At 48.5% G+C, this 22467-nt stretch carries 13 protein-coding genes; 1 reads left to right on the forward strand and 12 read right to left on the reverse strand.

Annotated features, from left to right (window positions below):
- Nucleotides 1-104 precede the first annotated feature (104 nt).
- The 11 genes from GC102_RS05450 to GC102_RS05500 all read right to left on the reverse strand — a co-directional run bounded on the left by GC102_RS05450 (nucleotide 105) and on the right by GC102_RS05500 (nucleotide 20660).
- Nucleotides 105-584: an NUDIX hydrolase gene (locus GC102_RS05450; protein ID WP_171688505.1), complete on the reverse strand. Its 480-nt coding sequence runs from the start codon at nucleotides 582-584 to the stop codon at nucleotides 105-107.
- A 45-nt stretch (nucleotides 585-629) separates the two neighbouring features.
- Complete coding sequence (locus GC102_RS05455; RefSeq protein WP_171688506.1) at nucleotides 630-4118, reverse strand: SbcC/MukB-like Walker B domain-containing protein; 3489 nt, start codon at nucleotides 4116-4118, stop codon at nucleotides 630-632.
- 468 nt (nucleotides 4119-4586) lie between these two features.
- Nucleotides 4587-5765 carry an exonuclease SbcCD subunit D gene (locus GC102_RS05460; RefSeq protein ID WP_171688507.1) on the reverse strand — a complete coding sequence of 393 codons (1179 nt, stop codon included), beginning with the start codon at nucleotides 5763-5765 and terminating at the stop codon, nucleotides 4587-4589.
- A gap of 136 nt (nucleotides 5766-5901) precedes the next feature.
- The gene (addA, locus tag GC102_RS05465) at nucleotides 5902-9852 is read right to left on the reverse strand and encodes a helicase-exonuclease AddAB subunit AddA (protein WP_171688508.1); all 3951 of its coding nucleotides are present in this window, start codon (nucleotides 9850-9852) and stop codon (nucleotides 5902-5904) included.
- A 23-nt stretch (nucleotides 9853-9875) separates the two neighbouring features.
- On the reverse strand, nucleotides 9876-13406 hold the full coding sequence (gene addB / locus GC102_RS05470; RefSeq protein ID WP_171688509.1) for a helicase-exonuclease AddAB subunit AddB: 3531 nt from the start codon (nucleotides 13404-13406) through the stop codon (nucleotides 9876-9878).
- 196 nt (nucleotides 13407-13602) lie between these two features.
- Nucleotides 13603-14085 (reverse strand): SRPBCC family protein, encoded by a 483-nt coding sequence (locus tag GC102_RS05475; protein WP_171688510.1) that lies wholly within the window; start codon nucleotides 14083-14085, stop codon nucleotides 13603-13605.
- A 79-nt stretch (nucleotides 14086-14164) separates the two neighbouring features.
- Nucleotides 14165-15280, reverse strand: coding sequence for a citrate synthase/methylcitrate synthase (locus GC102_RS05480; RefSeq protein ID WP_171688511.1), 1116 nt, complete (start codon nucleotides 15278-15280; stop codon nucleotides 14165-14167).
- A gap of 166 nt (nucleotides 15281-15446) precedes the next feature.
- Nucleotides 15447-16214: an SDR family NAD(P)-dependent oxidoreductase gene (locus tag GC102_RS05485; RefSeq protein ID WP_171688512.1), complete on the reverse strand. Its 768-nt coding sequence runs from the start codon at nucleotides 16212-16214 to the stop codon at nucleotides 15447-15449.
- Nucleotides 16215-16333: 119 nt separating this feature from the next.
- Complete coding sequence (locus GC102_RS05490) at nucleotides 16334-17317, reverse strand: aldo/keto reductase (protein ID WP_171688513.1); 984 nt, start codon at nucleotides 17315-17317, stop codon at nucleotides 16334-16336.
- Between the two features lie 57 nt (nucleotides 17318-17374).
- On the reverse strand, nucleotides 17375-18220 hold the full coding sequence (locus tag GC102_RS05495; RefSeq protein WP_312883172.1) for a TolB family protein: 846 nt from the start codon (nucleotides 18218-18220) through the stop codon (nucleotides 17375-17377).
- Between the two features lie 1066 nt (nucleotides 18221-19286).
- On the reverse strand, nucleotides 19287-20660 hold the full coding sequence (locus GC102_RS05500) for a class I SAM-dependent rRNA methyltransferase (protein ID WP_171688515.1): 1374 nt from the start codon (nucleotides 20658-20660) through the stop codon (nucleotides 19287-19289).
- 126 nt (nucleotides 20661-20786) lie between these two features.
- Here GC102_RS05500 and GC102_RS05505 point away from each other — a divergent pair, with 126 nt between their 5' ends.
- A complete protein-coding gene (locus tag GC102_RS05505; protein ID WP_171688516.1) occupies nucleotides 20787-21818 on the forward strand; it encodes a Na/Pi cotransporter family protein in 1032 nt (343 codons plus the stop codon).
- On the opposite strand, the gene deoC is transcribed toward GC102_RS05505, so the two are convergent.
- Entirely contained in the window at nucleotides 21781-22464 is a 684-nt protein-coding gene (deoC, locus tag GC102_RS05510; protein WP_171643719.1) for a deoxyribose-phosphate aldolase, read from the reverse strand. The genes GC102_RS05505 and deoC overlap by 38 nt on opposite strands.
- Between the last annotated feature and the right edge of the window lie 3 nt (nucleotides 22465-22467).

The raw sequence follows: 22467 nt of genomic DNA on the forward strand, positions 1-22467 counted from the left end.
ACCTAAAGATGATTTGGAGGATGCAAAAAAGGCTAACGAATTGGAGCGTCGTTAGCCTTGAATAGGATATTGATTTGTGAATACAATGCTACATTCTCTGTGGCTTATGATTCATTTGTCACTTCATGCTTTATGATTTCAGAAGTCAATAGAACATGAATATCTCTTTTGATAAATTCGGGGTACACCTCAATTTGATTTAATTCATCAAATGAAAACCACCTAAAAATCAACCTGCCACCGTCTTCAATCCCATAAAATTCAGATTCCTTATTCATGATCTCGTTATTCCCTGGTAATGAAATCAAATAATAAAATCCGAGCTCATGAAAATTATTGCCATTTTCTGTAAATATTAATTCATGCACATAACAAAGACGCTCCACGTGTGATAAGACGCCTAGTTCCTCTAGTATTTCTCTCACGATTCCGTCACTAGTTGATTCATTAAATTCCACACGTCCTCCAGGTAAAACCCAGTAATCATGTTCTGGGGTTGTATGTAGGAGGATCTTGTTGTTATGGATAGCAATCCCTGCAACTCTAAAATTAAACTTATTATTTTGTCTTTCGAAAGTTAACAAATGTTCACCTTCCTAAGTAAATTCGGAGCAATATACAAGAAGAAGCTACAGTTCCTCAACGACAATGCGGCTCCCGCGTCCAGATGGCTCTGCTGGGAGGACGATTAATTTACGAGCTAGACGAGCACGGAGCTCTGGAACGTGGGAAATGACGCCCACGGCTAGACTGTCCATATGAAGCTTCTCTAGCGCACCAATGACCATGTCCAGCAGCTCTTGGTCGAGCGTACCGAAGCCCTCATCGAGGAAGAAGAATTCCAGCGGATATTCCCCTTTCAGCTGGATCTGTGCTGAAAGCGCGAGCGCTAACGCCAGCGAGGTAAGGAATGTTTCACCGCCCGACAGGGTGCTTACTGGGCGCTTTACCCCGCCGTTGGCATCGTCACGGATGACGAAACCTCCTCCAGAGTCGACCTCAATCGCATAGCGCCGACGCGTTAATTCACTTAGCCGCTCCGAAGCTGCGCGGCTAACTTGCATGAGCTGCTCTTCGGCGAGGTATTCGACGAAGGCATTGGCTTTAAGCACGGCTTGCAGCTTGCCAAGCCGTTCCAGCTGCGTCGCCTGTTCGGCACGACGCGCCTCAAGCTCGCACCACCGCGCGTGCCGCGTAGCGAGCTCGCTCGCGCCCTGCGCCGCCTTGGCCCGCGTCTCGAGCGCGGCCTCGGCGGCCGCTTTCGCGGAGCTCAGCTGCAACTGCGACTGCGTCCACTCGTCCGCGCTCAGCACGCGGCCCTGCAGCTTCGCTGCCAGCTGCGCCAGCTGGGCGCGCAGCGCCTGCTCGCGCTCGCGGTGCTCAGCCGCGAGCTGCGCCCACTGGCGGCGCTGCTCGGGCGCCAGCGCCGCGGCTTCTGCGGCTTCGCGCGACGCGAAACCGTTATCCGTGAGCGCGCCGTGCAGCGCGCGCTCGGTCTGCGCCAGCTGCCGCGCGGCGGCGGCGGCGGCCTCTGCGGCGGCGCTGTAGCGCTGCGCCGCCAGGAGCTGCTCGCGCTGCGCAGCAGCGTGCGCGAGCTTGGTCTGCTGCGCGAGCTGCCGCAGCTGTTCTAGCGCGGAGGTCGCCTCCGCGATGAGCTGCGGCACAGCAGCGCCGGGCGCGCGCAAAGCGAGCTGCCGCGACTTGTCGGCGGCGAGCTGCGCCAAGCCCTGCAGCCGTTCATGCAGCTGCAGGGCAGCACGATCCTGCTCCACTGCGACGCGCTGGAGCTCGTCGATCTTCCCGTTTAGTTCGTCCAAAAACGGGATGCTCTTTTCAATTCGGCCGCGAAGCTCCTCAGCCAATCGCTCATTGGCAAGAAGCTGTTCAAGCTGCTGGTCCACGTCTATCCAAGAAAGCTCCGCATGACGATCCTGCCAACCTTTTAACTGCTCACCTAGCGTTGTTGTTATTGAAGTTAACCTGCTATCCGCTTCCGATAATAAGCTCGAAGCCGCTTGTACTTGAGCACCTGCTTGCACGAATTGTTGTGTAAGCAGTGCATGCTCTTTCTGTAGACTTTGGAAAGAATGTTCAAGTTCTTCAGACTGGGAAATACAGGAATCCAAAGTCATTTTCAACCCATTCCATTCCTCACGCAAAGCCTCAAAACTTATATCTTCATGAAGCTCCCCAAGATTGGCAATAGCTCCTTCTTCTTTCCCAGCAGCTGCCTCGCCCCATGCTATAGAGGACTGTTCGCTGGCCAATTCAACTTGTTCCTGATCGGATGAAGCTAGAACTGCCGCCAAATCAACTGCCTGCCGATGGACAGAAGCCAATCTACGCAGCAGCTGCTGCCCAGTGAATTGATGCTCTTTTGCAAGCTGAATCAGCTCTTCTACTTGTCGAAGCCGTTCTTCATTTGCCTCCAGATCATAGGCAGTTTCATGTGGTACTTCGCTATGCTGCTTTAACGGATGCTCTGTCGCACCGCATACAGGACAGTGATCCCCATCCACAAGCTCACTGGCAAGAATCGCCGCCAATGCATGTCGCTCTTGCGTTTTCCAATACAACTTCTGTCTCTCTTTGTAAGCTTGTAAAGCAGGAACGAACTTGGTAAATGCTGTATTTTGGAAGTTAACCTCTATACCAGTTTCCTGCAACTCCTTCAGCCATCCTGACAATTTAACCTGAAGGGCTTGCTGCTTGGCTGCCAATTGCAATTGACTTTGTTCCACTACCGAGTAAGCTCCAGCTTTTTCTTCTCTGGCCTTCTTTGCTTCAACCTCTTGGGCTTGGAGAAGTTCAATTGCCTTCTTTTCTTGAGACGCAGATTGTAACAGCTGTCTGGATACAGAATTGGTCTCCACCAATTTCAGTTGATCTTTAAGCTCGGTTTGTTTAAGGATTGCTTTTTGTTTTGTTTCTATGTTTTTACTCACTTCAGCCTGCAAATGACTTAAAGTCGCCTTGACTTCAGCTTCTTGATTCTGAGTGGTTTGGATTTGACTTTGAACTTGTTCAAGCTCGTGCTGAATGACTAGAGCCTGCTGCAGTTGGTCCAAGCGCAATAAAAGCGGCCCTTCCTGTAAAGCCAACTCTTGCTGTGCATGTTCAAATTTGTGACCTGCTTGCTGATACGATGTTTCCGCTGTCTGTTGTGAAGCTGTTGCAATCTCAAGCTGCGTTTTCCCTGTCAACACATCTTTGGCTGCCAAAGCATGCTGCTCCAAATAGGGTCTCACCTTTTCGGCCTGCTCTGCTTTTTGAAGAAGCAGCTCCTTCTCGAGGATTAACGCCTCTTGTTCCTGCTGCTTTTGAGTTTCTTGTTCCAGCGCTTCTTTCTCACTCTGCCACTGAAACACCTGCTTATGCTCGTCGTAAGACTTCTCTTGTTGTTCCAAATGAAGACGGCTTCGAACCGCTTCTTGTTCTGCTTCCAGAAGTCTGGCATTGGCCTCTTCTAGCGCTCTTTCTGAAGCATCACCAAGCCCCTGCTGCTCTGCAGCAAGCTGCTTTACTGTGCTGTCTGTTTCTTTCACTTTGGAACTAACCTTCGCGCTCAAATGGTCCCCATACTGCTCAAGGTGAAATAGCCTCTGCAGCATTTGCCTACGATCCTTGCCGGTCAACGTCAGAAATTCTGCGAATTTCCCTTGCGGCAGCACGACAGCTCTCGTAAAGTCCTGCATAGACAAACCCAAAATATGCTGTACCTGCTGATTCACCTCACCCGCTTTATCCGCAAGTACAATGGTCTCGATCCCTTTGATATGTAAAAGCCGAGTAATGGTCCCGTTTATGGACATCTCCGCTCCACGTTTGAATTGCCGTTCGACACGATAACGCTCAGTGCCAGCCGCATTCGTCAGCTCAAACGTAAAAGAAACGAACAGCGTCTGCTCCGCATGATTCATAATCGCTTGCGTGCCTCCGCTAGCTCTTTCCACTTTGCCATATAACGATAGCGTGATCGCGTCTAGAATGGATGATTTCCCGCTGCCCGTTGGTCCAAATATACCAAACACGCCGGCATCCACTAATTGGCTAAAATCGATCGTCTGCAATTCCCGATAACTCTGAAGCCCGGACATCTGCAACTGGATTGGACGCATACGCTTGTCCTCCTTTCATAAAAGCACTAGAATCGCTTGTATATGATTGTATCATCTGTTTTTTTCCTTGGTTAACATAACAAACAGCTTAAGTTTTTCAAGTTATCCACAAGCACTTATTGGGTACAAAACGTTTCTTTTCCTACAACCAATCTGCAGCAACTAAAAGGATCCGAAAGCAACTCATCAAATTTGTCTTAGACTCATTCACTCCAGCTAAAAACCTGCAAAAACTGCTGCAAATTTTCTAACAGAGGCTAGTTTCTCGGATCGCAGATGCAAAAACTACATCAAATTCTTCTAAACTGAAGCTTTTAGAGTAAATTTGACGATTTTAGCTGCACTTTTTGCATCAAAACTCACATTTATTGCCGTTTCGCGTGAAATAGATGCACAAAACGCAGCTACTTCTCCCAGCTCGTGGAAGAAAGAACGAGAGAGTAACCAGAGAGAGTCTGGCTCCCAAACCTACTCCCCAGCAGCATCCGCCAAATCCTTCTCCTGCAGCAGCTCCAAAAACAACCGAACCAATTCAGGTTCAGGCTGCGCACCACCTGTTTGACGAGAGTAGAAGCGCGAGAAGTGCTCCTCCATCGACAGATCAGATCTGGATACGACGGTCCGAACAGCCTCCATCTCCGGGTAAATTGGCCGAATATGTATGAAGCCTTCATATGCTTTGCGCAGCGACTGAATTTGTTCAATGGACATGGCTTCAGTCATCGTGACTTCCAAGTCGATCCATGCAGAAGCATCACGTTGTTCATCAAGCCATTGATGTACTTGCCCAATTCCTTCTTTGGCTTTCCAACTTACAAGAGGGCGGCCTGAAGTCAGAAAAATCTCCTTAGGCTCGGCCACTTGTCCCGGAGCTAGATCGAGAACTGTGACCGACTTCGCTTGACCCGCTTCTGAGAAGCTGTAGGCGATAGGAGAGCCACAATAACGGATAGGAGAAGCTGCTTTCACATTTTGCGGTCTATGCAAATGGCCAAGCGCAACATATTGCGCTCCAGCCGTCAGAGCATTGGTATCCACCGTGTAGGCGCCTCCTACTTGGATTGGTCGCTCCGATTCCGTTTCATGACCGCCTAGTACGTACAAATGGCTCATGATCAGATTCACCGTGCCGGCTTCAAAAGAAGCCGCTTGTTTACGAATAAGTGCACCTACACGTTCGGAATATTTGCTGCGCAGTACTTCCTCCTCGGCAACATCCGATAACAGCTCCTTGAGTCGCGATTCCGATGGGTACGGTAGCGCAATCAAGCGTGCCAACTCACCTGTTCTAGCAACACCAATTGACTGAATGTCAGGGACAGGTAAACCAATAATCGTGATCCCTTGTTTAGCCGCAAGCGGACCTGATGCTGCAAGCCGATCCGGATGATCATGGTTGCCGGAGATAATGGCCACTTGGCGCTTACCGCCGTCAGCCAACCTGGCAATGCCTTCATAGAAAAGCTGTTCCGCAGCAGCGGGAGGATTTACGCTATCATAGATGTCTCCTGCGATCAGAACCAAATCGATGGCTTGATCTTGCACAATCTGGACAAGCTCATCCATGAAAGCCGTCTGTTCCTCTAACCGACTGCGCCCTTCGAGTGTTCGACCGAAGTGCCAATCGGCTGTGTGTAAAATTCGCATAACTCATCTCCTTCCTAAACATGTCATATGCTCCGTATCTATCTATCTATCTATCTATCTATCTATCTATCTATCTATCTATCTATCTATCTATCTATCTATCTATCTATCTATCTATCTATCTATCTATCCCCTTTTACATCTCCAACAATTTCGCCCCATCAAAGAAATACAAGAACTTCCCATTCACAGGACGCTTCCAAATATGTTCCACAGCCCGGGTATACAGTGTTATTTGCTTCTCATAACGCACCATTAGTTCCGCATCACTGCTTCCCTTTACCGCATCCGTTTTATAATCTACCAACACGAGTCCAAGCTCGTCTTCGAATAAACAATCGATAACCCCTTGAATTAATACTGTCTCACCAATCGTGGAACGGTCTGTCCCAATGTAGACCTCATCCGCTGGCAGTCCGTAACTAAATGGCACCTCACGCTGCACGTTCGCAGCTTGTACCATCCGTTTGCCAACTTCTGTTTCGAAAAACTTCAATATAACCGGTATATCTACAACATCATTTTGCTCTTGCGTAAGTGTTTGTTTGTTCAGCATCTCCTCGAGAGTTGCCTGTATACTCGATTCCGTCGGCGATTCCTGCAGAGATAGATTTTGCATAACAGCATGGACAACGGTTCCCTTTTCAGCTGCAGTTAGCTTTTTCTCTTCCATGAATCTAGGCCTGCGCCATACCGTAGTCTTTGGCTTCACCTGAGACTCATCCAAAACAGCAGTTTCTGCTCCAGTTGGAAATTCCATTTCTCCTGCAATGCGATTCCTTTCAGACAAACGCTTCATTTCCGACACAGTGGTCTTAGCAAAATGCTTAGGCGCATCCGGGTATTCATATGTCCAAGAAAGCCGATCCTCCAACCAGTCCTTCCATCTGCCCACTGTAGTCACAGAATGACTATGATGAACAGCTGACATGCGGTCTGCGTCGGGTAACACATTCTCAGCTTCCAACATTTCTTCCATTTGCAAGCTCTCAGGCTGGATAACCGTCAACTTCCACTGTGAAGGATCTTGAAGCAGACGCACGCCAGAGGATGCCTCACTAATACCAAGGCGCTCTCTCCACAGAGCCGCATCTGGATGACGAAGCAGAGCAGGTCCGACCCAATCGAGATAGCTCCTCGCTTTCGCCAATTCAAAGTCCGGCAAATACCAATCTGTCCTAGACAGATGACGCCCCCACCCACGCAGCAGCTTATCGAGTGATTTCACTGTACCTAGTAAATACAGCTTTTCTCTAGCCCTTGTGAGAGCCACATACAAGACGCGCATTTCCTCTGCAAGCAATTCTAGCTTCATCCTTCTTTTGATAGCTAAGGAAGGCAATGTTGGATAGCTTACTCGCAAATTCGTATCCACAAACCGAGGTCCGAAGCCGAGCTCTTTATGCAGTAAAAAAGCATCATTCAGATCTCGCTGATTGAACATTTTGGCCATTCCTGCCACGAATACAACAGGGAACTCAAGCCCTTTACTTTTATGAATAGACATGATGCGAACCACATCTTCTTGTTCACCAAGCGCACGTGCAGTGCCTAAATCTCCGCCACTCTCTTTCATTCGTTCGATAAAACGCAGGAAGCGGAATAATCCACGCAGGGATGTGCTTTCGTATTGTCTTGCACGATCGTATAACGCTCTTAAATTAGCTTGTCTTTGCAAGCCACCCGGCAATCCTCCGGCGAAATCGTAATAGCCCGTTTTTCTATAGATGCTCCAAATTAAATCAGCAAGGGAGCCTTGTCTGGCGTCATTCCGCCAATTTTCCAGTAGCTCAAGAAAATGGTTCAGCTTTTTTAAAAGAGCTTCGTTATCATCTGACACTGCACTTTTAACTACCTGTAAGACAGACTCGTAAAAAGGCACTGATTTATCCGCGACCCTAATTTGTGCTAAATCCTCAGCGGTTAGCTGCACAACCGGTGAACGCAGTACGGCCGCCAATGGCACATCCTGATACGGATTGTCGATGACTTTCAACAAGGAAAGCATCACTTCTACTTCTGTTGCAGAAAAATATCCGGTGCTCAGTTCCGCATAGGCTGGTATGCCCTGTTTTTTGAGTTCTTCAATGATGACAGGAGACCACGCCTGCGTTGCCCGCAGCAAAATTACGATATCGCGATAAGTCGCAGGACGATCCCCGCCTGTTCTTTTATCAAAAACCTGAAAAGCTTCCTGTCCCCCTGCACCGAGCAATCCTCGAATTTGGCGAGCAATCATTCGCGCTTCCAGCTGCGCTGTTTCAAGTTCTTGCGCTTCTATTACGGGATCAGAGGCCCCTACGGCCTCTTCTCCAAAACCTTCTGACTCTTGATCATCGTTATCTTCAGTGAACGATTCACTTTTGTCTGGCACTTCCGTCCCACGATCGACAATCAGCATTTCTACTGAGCAATCGGAAGCAGATGCCGGATAGCCCGCTCCGTATACAAGCTCTGCACGCTCATCATAGGCGATTTCACCAACAGTTTCGTTCATCATTTGTTTAAAAAGAAAATTGACCGCATCGACAACTTGAATGCGACTGCGGAAATTACGCGCCAAATCGATTCTTCCACCCTCGGAAGACGTTTCTGGCGATTCATCCTTATTGGAACGGTACGCCTTATACTTCTCCAGAAAGAGACCTGGCTCAGCAAGACGGAACCGATATATACTCTGTTTCACATCTCCTACCATAAACCGATTACCAGGCTTCGTATTTGAGATCAGTTCTACAATAGCTTCCTGTACGCGGTTCGTATCCTGATATTCATCCAAAAGTACTTCCACGAATTGTCTGCGATAAGCCTGAGCAGCCTGGGACGGAATCAGTTCTCCGGGGATAGAGCCCTCTGCGCTAAGAATTTGTAAACAATAGTGCTCCAAATCGGCAAAATCGATCAAACCCTTAGCCTGCTTGGCTTCTTGATACCGCTGTCCGAAATCAACAACCAGATCCACTAACGTGTGAAGCAGAGGAGCCATTTCGGCAATTTCTTGATGGAATTGTTCCGGAGTACGCCCGAACAGCTCTTCTTTCATTTTGTTAATTTGCTCTTTGGCTTTATTTCGCAGCTCTTTGACTTCCTCCTGCAGCCCTTTATCATAGTCATCGCCCTTGCATGCTTTGAGCTTCCCGAACTCGACCGTCTGGAAACCAAGATACAAGACGGACCACGGATAGGTGGTCGTTTCACTCAAATTGTTTACGAGCAGCAAATCTTCTCGCAGATTGTCCAAATACGGGGCCGGACCGCCAGGCGATTCAGCGATTTGCTGCGCTTGCCGCAGCAGATCAGCGGCTCCTTCCAGCTCTAATGATAGGTCGCGGATCAGACTCTGCTCCCAGATCGAATAGTCCGCTGGCGCAGTCGCAGCGGCAACATAAGGCAGCGCCTCCTGCATAACGGAGGCTGCCTCATCCGGCACCTCCTGCGGTATCTGCGGCGGCGGTCCAAACATCGAAGCCGTCGCCCTGAGCCAGTACTCCGGCCACGGATGACTGCGCGACACATCATACAGCTTCTGAATAAGCTGCATGATCGCGTCGTCGTTACGCTCGCCGCTGAACGAATCGACCAGCCGCCAGAAGGCGCTGTTCTCTCCGCTCACGGCGTAGTACTGCTCAAGCATTTCGCCTAACAGGTCTTGGCGAAGCAGGTCTGCCTCCGTTTCGTTTGCGATACGGAAGCCCGGATCTAACCGAATAAGGCTGAAGTAACGTTGAACGACTTCCAGACAGAAGGAATGCAGCGTAGTAATCGATGCGCGCCCCATTAGTGCGAGCTGCTTGCGCAAATGCTGCGAATGCGGCTGCTTCATCAACTCTTTTTCCAGCGCTTCACGAATACGATGCTTCATCTCAGATGCCGCTGCCTTGGTAAACGTTGCAACCAGCAAGCGGTCAACATCAATCGGCTCCCACTCATTGGATATCCGGCGTATAATCCGCTCGACGAGTACGGCGGTTTTGCCTGAACCAGCAGCAGCGGCAACCAGCATATTTTGACCCTTGAGTGTAATTGCATCCCATTGATCATCCGTCCATGTACTGCCAGGAGGCTTAGACTGTTGTTGTTTATTCACGTTATGTACACTCCTTTCTGTCGTTATGATTGGCTCACGTTTTGCTCCAGATCGAACCAGAGCTGATCTTTACCCCGTTGTTTGAGCTGATGAACTTCATTGCCTTCAAATAACGGATCAAATTGACAAATCGATTTATACGAACAATGCAGACAGGCTGTTTTTTTACCCAAACGGTACGGAGCAATATCCACATGTCCATCTGTGATACCCGTTCCGATCTGTTTGACCTGTTTCCGCACATATTTACGAAGTGTATCCCACTGTTCATCTGTTGCAACCGAAGAGGTTGAGTAGAAGCTTCCGTCCTTCTTCAAGGCAACTGGGATAAGCTGTGAGTGACCGGCACTCTTCACTAGCTCATCGTCCATCATACCGGCTACTTCCGCATCAGCGGTGATCAGGCCTTTCATTTTATAGCGTTTGCGCAGCTCCTTCTCGACTTCTGAGGGTTCGAGCGCATTTTTTTGCTGAAGCATCGGATTGTGCACATGGAAATAAAGCACGCCTGCCGGCTTCGCCGCAATGCCCAACCACTGCTCCGCATGCGTAATAATGACGTCCAAATAAGTCAGCATTTGCAGGGAAAGACCGTAATACACCTCAGATAATTGTAAGGAGGTTTGACTCGATTTATAGTCAATAACGCGCAAAAGAACGCCTTGCTCGCCATCAGCTCTATCGACACGGTCAATCCGACCGATAATTTCCATGGTGCAGCCATTATCCAACTCGAAGGTCAGTGACGGCAATTCTTTGCCAGGTCCAAAATCAATCTCCAGTCCCAGTGGCTGGAACTGTCCATGCTTAGCATGCTCACCTAGTACAACTGCTGCTCTGCCTACAACCTGCTTCAATTTTCTGGCTATGTAAGCATAACGGCTTGAACTTAACAGAATTTCTCCCTGGAGCCTTGGCGCGAGCTCGTCCACGACCTGAGCGGAACGCTCCATGCATTGCTCAGCTGTAAGCGAGCCCCAGTCTAACTGATCCTGCTGGAGCTTTTGGACAAACTGATTTAGCGCTGCGTGGAACAATTGCCCAATGTCCGGAGCATCAAGTCGATAAACCCGTCTTTCCTGCAGTCTTAAGCCATGGGACACGAAATGGGAGAAAGGACAAGCCACATACTTCTCCATTCTCGATACACTCGCACGTAAATTTTGCCCATATAAAAGCTTGCTTGTCTTCGAACTGAGGCCATTCTCTTTATTCGTATATTGCAGCGCCTGAACTAATGATTGCAGCTTCATCTGCCATGCAGGCTGCTCGGCATACCAATTGTACGTTTCCCACCAAAGGTCAGCCATTCGTCCACCTAACATCCAATGCTTCATTCGAACAGCCAAATAGGAGATGGCTTGAATGGGGTGTGAAATATAAGCCGCCTGTTCGCCTTCTGACGATTCAGCTGCTGGTTCAGCAAGTAAAAGCGGGGCTTCTGTCCCCGGAAAAAGCTGGCGCATCTGCTTGATTAACTCCGAAGGCAGAAGTGATTTCCCTTCTTCGTCGGCAAGCGGGTAGCTCATCCAAAGTCTTTTACCTGGTACGGTTAGCGACGTATACACAATAAACTGCTCGTCCAGCAGTTTGCGGCGAGTACCATCCGCCATTGGCAAGCCCGACTCTGTCAGTACACTTCTTTCCGCTTCTGTAAGAACTCCTTTTTCATCCATTTGAGATGGGATAACCCCATCGTTGACACCCAAAATGTAAGCATATCGAATCCCGCTGGAACGTGTCCGGTCCATGCTCCCGATCAATAACTGATCCATCGAAGGCGGCACTAAGCCTAGCTTCATACTCTCCATACCGGTCTCAATAAGTCCGTTAAAAAGCTCCAGACTTAAGGAGTCTTCCCCCATCGTCTCCACCAATTGATCGAGCATATCCATGACACTATCCCACATTTGGCCATGCTCTCGCGCTTTTTCTGGTTTCCCATCTAGGATCGCTTGCCCACTCCAAGACTCTAATTTCTCAGGAGCCTGTACAGTGACCAGAAGCTCGTATAGCGCTTCAACTTGACCTTTAACAGAGCTTGCTTGCTGTAAACGTTTCGAAAAGGCATGGAGCGGTCTTACAACCCACGCTTTGCTCGTATTTAAGGATTGCAGCTCTGCCGTTTGCTCCTGTACACCATCATCCGCTTGCTCCAAATTAGCTCGAAATTTATAGGTCCATGGCTTGCCGTCCGTCCATCTATACCCTTGAATGCCGAACGCAAGTACATAATTCTCTAATTTATCCAGCTCCGTCCGCTGGGAAGCTGCTTCCGTTGGCAGCAGCAGATCCGTTTTGACACACCGGAATACGGCATCGTAATGCCAATTGTGCTGCACAACTTCCAAGGCTGAGCGAATGAATTCAACGAGCGGATGATGAAGGACTGACCGCTTTTGGTCAAAAAAGTGAGGAATGTCATAATCGGTCAAAACTGCTTTTAACAAATCCTGATAACCTTCCATGTTCCGTACCATGACTGCAATTTCCCGCCATCGAACGCCCTGTTCACGAACCAGCAGCAGCATATCCCTTACGGCACCCTCAACCTCAGCACGGCGGTGGACAGCCTCTCTAATAACAAGCTGGTCGCTTAATTTCTCATTTGGCGCAGGCTTATATTGCCCAGCACCGCCGCCTATACGTCGATCGAACTTCCGCTCTAAATAGCCTAAAGCCGGACTATCTTCATAGCGCGGCGAAGTTTCAGGAGCCAAGAGATGAACTTCAGCTGATGGTAAACCAAGTTTCCATATGAGTTCTTGCATCCGTACCATCGTGGTTGCTGTCGGGTGAAACAAATCCAGCTCATCGGGCGTATCCCCGGCCTGCAGCTCTCGATCAAGACAAAGTGTAACCGTCACCTGTTTGCACGCAGAAAATAGTGCGCCAAGCACCGCAAACTCCTGCGGCGTAAAGCCGTGAAAACCGTCGATCCATACCGATGCCGACCGCAAATAAGCGGAATTCGGTATTTGCTCCGCCAGCAGCGTTAAATAATCCTCGCCATCCAAATACTGACGGGATAGCTCAGATTCAAATTGCCGATAGACCAGCTGAATGTCATGCATTTTATCACGCAGTAAACCGCTCTCTCCGAGCGTAATCACACGTTTATTCTCATGCTCTTCCAGCTGCTTAGCGGTTACACAATACCGTTTCATTTCTGTGAAAAGCTGATTCAACCTGTCTACGAACCCCATTTGCTCCGCCGAATGTCCGAATAGGTGAAGCTCGTCTTTATATTTATGTAAAATGCTGGTTAACAGCAATTTCTTGCCTGTATCATCAATGGGCAGCCTCGCTGTGCCGCCTTCTTCTTGCATGACACGCCATGCCAAACGGTGAAAACTCAACACCTGAGCACGGATCATTCCACGAATGCTAGGATCAGAGACGAGCGCATGCTCTGCCTGAAACGTTGCTTGCTCCGGTACTAATAAAATAAGCGGGTGACCTTCCGGCTCTGCCGCTAAATGCTGCTTCATCTCTGTAAGGCAGCGTTCGCTTTTGCCACTTCCGGCTCTACCGATTACGAATCGAATGGACATATGCAGGGCCTCCTTAAAGCTTTCCTTGGAAAGCTTGCTTCGTAAACATATACTTTTGTTCTCATATCTCTCCTATTCTATCATACTTTTGGTAGAAAAGAGGTGTGGGAGATGATGGGCTTTCGCTAGAACAAATAAGCTGATCTCTCGCCATTAGGGCCGAGAGATCAGCTTATTTGTCTTATATGATTTTTTTCTAATCTATACTGCTGACTGCTATTTTGTACTTTTCATACCACTTTTCCCAATCAGCTTTTGGAAAGTCCATGGGGTGTCCATCCAATAAAGCGTACATCATATCGAGGCAAATGTGCCATCCAGATAAATCTTTGGGTGTATGATCGGTTATTGCGCTAATAAACTCATTTAATACGAGTAAACAGCCTTCCGGTTTTGGGTATAATTCGAAGCGAACACGATCATTACCCCACTCGAATTCCAGGACGGAGTATGGCTGGAAATCTGTAATTTTCGTATCGATAAAGGTCCCAGATTCGTCCTTCATATCGAATTTGATATTTCCTCCGATGCGAAGATCTTCAACTTGGAGATTAGACATCCATCTGGCAAGCTTAACATTCTCCGTTAAAGCAGCCCAAACTTTTTCAACGGAATGTTTGAGTGGGCGATCAAAGCGAGCGACATAGCCACCCTCAACTTTTTGTATGGAAGCTAACATTTTCTTTATTCCTCCTCATCTAAAAACTGTTCAAGTGCATCCAGCCTGCTCGACCAAACTTGACGATAAGGCTCTGCTCTTATGGCTGTTGCAAGTCAGCAGGCATTTCACCGATATAGACGGATTGCGGCCGAAAAATACGATTACAGCTTGCTTGTTCTAGCAAATGAGCCGTCCATCCGACCATTCGGCTAGCTGTAAAGCTGGGAGTAAATAAAGATTTCGGCAAGGCGATAGCACGCATGACGGCTGCTGCATAAAACTCCACATTCACATACAATTTCCGCCCAGGTTTATAGACTGCCAACAAATCGACGGCCAGCTTTTCAACGTGAATAGCAAGATCGAACCATGGATCCTCTGAGGCTAATTCCGTCATGATTTGCCTTAGTGCTTCCGCTCGAGGATCACTTGTTTTATAAATTCGATGTCCAAAACCCATCAGTCGATTACCGGATTCCAGCTGTTCAATTAACCATGTTTCCGCACGATCTTTGTTTCCTATTTCATCCAGCATATGAAGGACTTCAGATGGTGCTCCGCCATGAAGCGGCCCTTTCATCGCGCCAATCGATGCGCAAAGAGCTGAAGCAATATCAGACTGTGTAGACAGCACTACACGTCCTGAGAACGTAGAAGCATTCATCCCATGTTCCATTGCTAATACGAAATAAGCCGTTAACACCTTCACATGTACAGGCTGTGGTACTGTTCCAGTCAGCATGTACAAATAATTGGCTACATGATCCAGCTCTGGATTAGGTTCAATAGGCTGAAGTCCCAATGACTGTCGATACTTATAAGCAATAATGGTTGGCACCAAAGCTGTATATGCCAAGACTGATTCATATTGGGGAGGCCAAGCAGCTTCCTTTACAGACTCTGTTCCTAGAAACGAGATCGCTGTACGCAGCACACTCATCATATCGCATTCCAATGGCAGCAAGTTTATGGCAGCTTTCAATATTTCGGACAAACTCCGATGCGCCGACCATTGGGCTCTGAAATTGACAAGTATCTCCTCGGTAGGCAGCTCACCATGCCAGAGTAAATAAGCCACTTCTTCGAAACTCTTATTCAAGGCTAACTTCTTAGCCTCATAACCGCGATATACAAGATATCCTTTCTCCCCATCCACCAAAGACAATTCTGTTTCTGCTGCAATAATGCCTTCTAAGCCTGTTACGGATGCCATATTGTCATCATCCTTTCGATGAGAAGTGAAATCGTTCTTCCCTCATCTTAGTCGGTAATGACAGTTTCATCCAATTGGAGTTTTCTTTCATCTCGATAAATAAAATTCAATAAAATATATGTATCAATCATATAAATTTATCGATATGACATCATTTATGATATTGCTATTCTTCTTCGTAAATCATTTTAACGCTCATCCCACCATCAATTGTTAGATTCTGACCGGTGATGAATCCAGCCTTTTCACTGGATAAGTACAGACAAGCAGCGGCGATATCCTCAGGCTTCCCGACCCGGCCAACTGGGTGTTGCTTTCGATCTGTTTCCGAATGGACAACGAACTCCTTCCGGGAAGAGAGCTGCCATTCTCTTACCTCGATCCAGCCTGGAGATATCGAATTTACGCGTATACCATAGCTCCCTAAACTAACGGCCATTGCATGTGTTAGTGCTGCAATACCGCCTTTGGAAGCGGAATACGCCTCTGTATTGGGTTCTGACATGAAAGCCCTTGTAGACGCCATGTTAATGATAGAACCACCTCTACCGTTCTTTTTCATAACTCGAGCCGCTGCTTGCGAACAGAGAAAGGCCCCGCTCAGATTTACGGAAATAACACGTTGAAACTGCTCTGCCGTGAGCTCTAATACATCTGCAACGTGAAAAATACCTGCATTATTAACCAGCACGTCTATTCCACCAAGATCAGTGGCAGTTCGTTCCATCCAATGACGGACTTCCTCTTCGTTGGACACGTCCAACTTCAGGAACATCGCATCATCCGTGTATGGGCGAAGCAGCTCAACCGTTTCCAAGCCAGCATCCTTATCGACATCCGCAATAGAGATACCATATCCTTCTTGGGCGAAAGACAGAGCAATAGCACGCCCTATGCCTTGACCTCCTCCAGTAATCGCAGCAATTTTCCTCATACAGTACCTCACCACTAGTAGGTTAATAAGACTATTTCCATTACTTTACTGTGCCCATAAAATCGGATAGCATTATTACCCATCCAAACTTTTTGAGGTCTAAGACTTCACAATTCCTCTTAGTAGGGCCCCCGAATATGATCTTTCACCTTATCTTGATAAAAGCTTTGGATACGTTCTAGCTCCTCTGGTGTGAACGGAGGAACATGTACCGTACCGAGGTTATCCTCTACCTGACGTTCGTTTTTAAACCCTGGAATTACGCAAGTAATGTTCGGATTGTCCAGAATCCAGCGCATTGAAGCTCGGGCCATATTTCCACGGCCTTCCGCAATCCATGTCAGCTCCCTGGACAGCTCGACACCTTTATTGAAGGGCAGTCCTGCGAACGTTTCACCTACGTTGAACTGGGCTCCGTCTGCATTGAAGTTCCGATGGTCATCCTCAGCAAATGTGCTAGTTTCTGTAAATTTTCCAGTCAGTAGTCCGCTTGCTAACGGTAATCTTACGAGAATCCCTACACCCGCAGCTTTCGCCTGTGTGAATAATGATTCGGCAGGTTTTTGGCGGAACAAGTTGTAAATGACTTGAAGTGCCATCACACCAGGAATGCCGATAGAGAACAAGCCTTCCTCAACCGTCTCTACGCTCACCCCATAATGGCGGATTTTACCTTCTGTTTTTAGCTTCTCCAGTACCTCGAACACTTGACCATCCTTCAAGATGGAAAGCGGCGGACAGTGAATTTGATACAGATCGATTCTTTCACGTTTCAATCTTTTCAAGCTGCTCTCACAATAATGACGTACTGACTCCTCAGAGTATGTACTAAGATCGTGAATATCGCCTGCGCGGCAAAACTTCGTTGCAACGTAAATTTTATCTTCTTTTCCTTTGGTGGCTTTAGCTAAAAGCTCTTCCGCATGGCCACTGCCGTAAACATCAGCCGTATCAAAAAAGTTTACCCCCGCGTCCATTGCATGATGTAGACCTTTCAGCGCCTCATCATCATTTGAGTGTCCCCATCCGCCGCCAATTCCCCATGTACCGAAGCTAACTTCACTAACTTGAAGCTCTGTGTCTCCCAGTTGACGATATCTCATACGCCTCTCCTCCTTCGTGTTATTTCTCACAATTTGTGTGATGATTATTTGATATATCTAATCTGTTTCCTTTGGCTGATAGCTAACAAATGCCAGCTGCCTACTATCGGGCGACCAAGAATTGACGTTGATTGTACCCTGGCCCCCAAAGAGCTTAACCAACGTACGAAATTCACCGCCAGTACTAGACATCATTCGAAGTTCTACATTCTTATTCGCTGGATGGTCTCCAGGGGCGACATCATCCTTGTAGTAGGAAATAAAGGCTACGGATTCTCCATTGGGAGAGATATGCGGGAACCAGCTGTTGCTTTCATCAAACGTCATTTGTGTCTGTTCACTGCCGTCGGCATTCATTCGCCATACCTGCATAAGGCCTGTACGGACGGAGTTGAACCAAATATGCATGCCATCCGGCGAGTATTCGGGGCCGTCATCAAGACCAGGAGAATCAGTCAGCTGCATTTCAACGCCACCAATTACAGGGATGGTGTAGATATCATACTGACCGTTCCTCTCGGCGCAATAAGCTAAGGTGCTGCCGTCTGGTGACCAGCCGTGCAGATAGCTGGGTGCCATGGGTGTGATGAGGACTGGATTGCCGCCTTTTAAGGGCAAAACATAAATCCTCGAATGACCATCCTCCTGAGTATGGTGACTTACCGCGATTTGAGTATTATCAAATGACAGCACATGGTCATTGTTACATTGCGTGGCATATCCAGTATCGATAATTGTACTTTCTAGCGTGGCAATGTCGAAGGAATAGAGGCAGCCTAAGCTGTTATAAATGAGTCGCTTACCGTCAACCGTCCAGTTAGGTGCTTCAATTAGTTCGTCGAAATGGGCCAAAGCCTTTCGTTCACCGGTCTGAATATCCACGGTTTCAAGGGTACTAATCACATTTCGACCTAAAATTTTGTTAGGTTGCTTTAAAGTATTCATTTGTAGTTTTCTCCCTTTCCATATCTTTGTTTGAAGTGGGATCGCAACTTTGAGTAAAATTACAATGGGTATGTATGTATTCAAGTGTTTCTTTTGTTTTACCTTCTTTAGATCCTTTACAAACTTGGTTGCTGATAATTAAATATAAATTCTTAAACTTGTAATAATGTTCAAATCAAAAATCCGACTGCTTTGCCTGCTCTCAGAAGCTGAGAGGTTCTATTCAGACGTCTCGCACCATCTTCGCTCCATTCGGTCCTCTGAGACAACCTTTTCTGCTTTCTCAGGCTGCAAACCCACTAATTTGCCTGCTCTTAGTAGCTGAGAAGTTCTTTTCAGACGTCTCACGCCACTTTCGCTGTATTCGAGCCTCCGAGACAGCCTTTTCTGCCTTCTCAGGCTAATTTTCGGCTTCTCAGACTCAGCTGACGAGCTTCGGCTCGCCGAGCTCTCGCTGAAAGCGCGGTTTCCGCGCCTATTTGCTCGGAGGTGGGCGATTAAGCGCGTTTTCTGCGCTTAATCCGCACAGACCTGCGGGACAGTCTGCTGAGAAGTCGATTTTCGGCTTCTCAGACTCAACTGACAGGCTTCGGCTCGCCGAGCTCTCGCTGAAAGCGCGGTTTCTGCGCTTATTTGCTCGGAGGTGCCCGATTAAGGCGTTTCCGTGGCACGGACCGTGCAAGACTGCCTGCTGAGAAGTCGATTTTCGGCTTCTCAGACTCAGCTGACGGGCTTCGGCTCGCCGAGCTCTCGCTGAAAGCGCGGTTTCCGCGCCTATTTGCTCGGAGGTGCCCGATTAAGCGCGTTTTCCGCGCCTAATTGGCACTGACGTGCGGGACAGACTGTTGAGAAGTCGATGCAACATGCTACTTTACTTAGATCATTTGAACGTGTATTTTCGGCCTCTCATTGGGTTTTAACACCATTCCCATACTATTGCGATGAATTTCATTGCCTCGGCGTACCAAATAAAAAAAGCAAGGCACATTAGCCTCGCTTTTCAAATTCCTATTTGTCCGTTCTCCTACTTACTCCGTACCTCAAATATGGCAAACTTCAAGTAATGTCCCTCATCTACACCAAGGATGCGAGGATGGTCCATACCCGCTTCACGGAACTCGATTAAACGCAGAATTTTACCTGCATCAGTCGCCGCCGCGTGAATGGTTTCTAGGAATAACTCAGGGTGCATGTGATAGGAACAACTCGCTGTTACCAAGTAGCCGCCTTCGTTTACAAGCTTCATGCCGTGCAAATTAATATCCTTGTAGCCGCGGCAGGCACCTTCTACAGCGCTCTTCGTTTTTGCAAAAGCAGGAGGATCAAGAATGACTACATCCCAAGTCCGTCCACCTTCTGCAACCGGCTTCGATGTATCCATTTTAGCCTTACCGCTGCCCGCATTGGCACGAACTTTGCGCTCATCCAAGCCTTTGACTTGAGTACGCAAGTATTCGAAAGCATCTGCGACCACAAACTCTACGCGTTCTTCAAAACCGTTCAACGCAACGTTCGTCCGCGCACTTTCAATCGCATGCTCCGAAATATCGAGGCAGGTTACTTTTTTCGCACCGAATTTACAGGCATTTAACGTGAAGCTCCCCGTATGCGAGAAACATTCCAGCACCGAAGCGCCGTCCCAATATGGAAAGGAAACGACTTTGCCATTCGCATTCACTGGGAGTGTCTGGCTTACGCCATCCTCCCCCTCAATCTCTTTCAGTTCAATTCCGCTGCGATGGCCCCATCCCGTCATTAGGGGAGCGATGGCTGCGCGATTCTCTCTTTGGTCAAAGAAGTAACCGGTTTTCTGACCTTCTTCAATATCAACGCGAATGCGCAGGCCATTTTCCAAAATGTCAACATGCTTGGGACACTCGCCATACAGTAAGCCCTTGGTCTGTTTCAACCCTTCCAGCTCACGAATCGAAACATCACTGCGTTCAAATATGCCCGTTGGCTTCATAACCTGAACCAATGCAGCAACAATTTGTTCTCTGCAGCGATCCATTCCCATGGTAAGGAGCTGTACAACGAGCGTATCCTCAAATTTATCTACAATGAGACCCGGCAAAAAGTCGGCTTCACCATAAACCAAGCGATAAGATTGCGCATCTTTCACAAAGCGCTTGCGATGCTGTAAACAGCGCGTAAACCGCTCAACAAAAAATTCCTTTGTCATCGCTTCAAGCGGTTTATAGGATACGATCCGGACCGTAATTTGGGAAGCCTCATTATAATAACCCGTTGCTAGATATTGGCCGAGATGCGTTTGAACAGGAACTAACTGTCCTGGTTCGATCTCACCATCTACACGCTCGATTTCACTTTTGTATACCCATGGGTGTCCTTGCTCCAAACGAGCTTTACGTTTCTTATGTAAAAATACTGCTGCCATTATGCTTTTAGCCGTCCTTTTGTGTGATACCGTTCACTCTCATCAGCTTGCTTGTCATGCTTGTCTGTACGGTCACATATATTGGTTGAAAAATGATTAGCAAGCTCGCGAAGGAGATCTGCTGCAATGATAACTACCATCGTACTGCCTGTATTGACAGGCTTAGCTCTATTTCTGTTCGGTATGAAGCTGATGGAAACCGCGCTTCAGCGGTGGGCAGGCCCCCGCCTCCAGCTGTGGCTGGAGCGGTTTACCCGCACGCCGGTACGCGGCCTCGCCACCGGCACCGTACTCACGGCGGCGCTCCAAAGCAGCACCGCCATTACCGTAATCGCCATCGGCCTCGTCGGCGCTGGCGTACTAACCTTCCCGAGAACGCTAGGCGTCATTCTCGGGACGAACATCGGCACGTGCCTTACCACCGAGCTGATCGGACTCAGCCTCGGAGGCATCGGCGTGCCGATGCTGCTCGCGAGCGCCGCCGTCTGGCTGGCGAGCTGGTTTGCCGGGCCGCTGCCGCAGGACGGCGGCCCGGCTCCTACCGCCGCGCATCCGCTGGCGGCGACAACCGGCTCGCCCGCCAACATCGGCGGTCGCAGCTGGCTGCGCAGCGTCCGCTACGGCTCGCTTGCGGTCAGCGGCTTCTCTCTCGTGCTGCTCGGCATCGAGATCATGCAAACCATCGGGCCAGCCTTGCAGTCCCGAGGTCTGTTCGCCTGGTTCGTGCTCCAGGCGCAGCACAGTCTGCTGTGGGGTGTCATCGCCGGTGCCGCGGTCACCGCACTTGTACACAGCAGCGCAGCTGTCATTGCGATGGCGATGGGCCTCGCAGCCGTTGGGGGCATTCCCGTCGAGCTGGGCGTAGCGATAACCATCGGTGCCAATGTCGGCACCTGTGTGACCGCACTAATCGCCGGGATGAGCAGTTCCCGCGCCGGGCGATACGTCGCCTGGTCGCATATCCTCCTCAATGTCGGAGGCGCGGTCCTATTCTACCCCTTCATCCATCAGCTCGTAAGCCTTTCAGCTCTTCTTGCTAATGATGCTTCCGAGCAAATTGCCCGTTCCCAAACGATATTCAATATCGTATGTTCCTTGCTCGCCTTGCCGTTTTGTTATTTTAATATGTGGAAGCGTCTTGAGTTCCGCTCACAATAGCAACACCTGAGCTAGTCCCTAATCTTGTAGCCCCTGCTTCAATCATAGCAATCGCAGTTTGCAAGTCTCTAACGCCACCCGATGCTTTCACACCAATTGTGTCGGATACGTTTTGGCGCATTAAACGAACGTCTTCCACCGTAGCCCCACCTGGACCAAAGCCAGTAGATGTTTTAACGAAATGAGCGCCTGCTTCTTCGGAAAGTTTGCAAGCTGCTGCTTTTTGCTCATCATTTAGGAAACCTGTTTCCATAATTACTTTAACAATCGCTTTGCCTTTTACAGCGTCTACAACTTGTTTAATGTCAGAACGAACAGCGTCATATTGCCCTTCAAGCAATAAGCCAATCGGCAGGACAGTGTCAATTTCAGCAGCCCCATTCTCTACAGCCTTAGCCGCTTCAAATGCTTTCACTTCGCTCAAGCTTGCGCCAAGCGGGAAGCCAACAACAGCAGCAACCTTTACACCCGTTCCTTCTAGTGCTTTACTTGCTGTTCCAACAAACTGGGAGTTTACACAAACACTAAAAAATTGATGCTTCGCAGCTTCCTCACACAATTTGTGGATCGCGGCTGTGCTCGCATCTTGCTTTAATAACGTATGGTCAATGTATTTTGCAATTTCCTTTGCGCTCAATGTACTCATTTG

This window comes from Paenibacillus germinis, from assembly GCF_013141785.1.
GTDB lineage: Bacteria > Bacillota > Bacilli > Paenibacillales > NBRC-103111 > Paenibacillus_E > Paenibacillus_E phytorum.